Annotated in this window: 1 protein-coding gene; it reads right to left on the bottom strand. The window is 71.3% G+C overall.

Going from position 1 to position 327, the window contains the following annotated elements; all coding sequences use genetic code 11:
• On the bottom strand, window positions 1-327 hold a 327-nt coding region (locus JGU66_36405), incomplete at both ends, for an AMP-binding protein (GenBank protein ID MBJ6766259.1).

The raw sequence follows: 327 nt of genomic DNA, 5'->3' as shown, positions 1-327 counted from the left end.
TTCGCCGAGCTCGATGCGGAAGCCGCGGACCTTCACCTGGAGGTCGACGCGACCGAGGTACTCGAGGCGGCCGTCGTGGAGGAAGCGTGCGCGGTCGCCGGTGCGGTACATGCGACTGCCCGAGGGGCCGAAGGGCTCGGGGATGAAGCGCTCCGCGGTGAGCTCCGGCCGCAGGAGGTAGCCGCGAGCCTGGCCTTCGCCCGCGAGGAAGAGCTCACCCGCGACGCCGATGGGGACGGGCTGGAGCGAGGAGTCGAGGACGTAGGCGCGGGTGTTGGAGAGGGGCTTGCCGATGAGGGGCGTCTCGTTGCGAGAGACGAGGGAGCC

The organism is Myxococcaceae bacterium JPH2 (assembly GCA_016458225.1).
GTDB lineage: Bacteria > Myxococcota > Myxococcia > Myxococcales > Myxococcaceae > Citreicoccus.
This window is presented reverse-complemented; position numbering and strand designations above follow the sequence as displayed.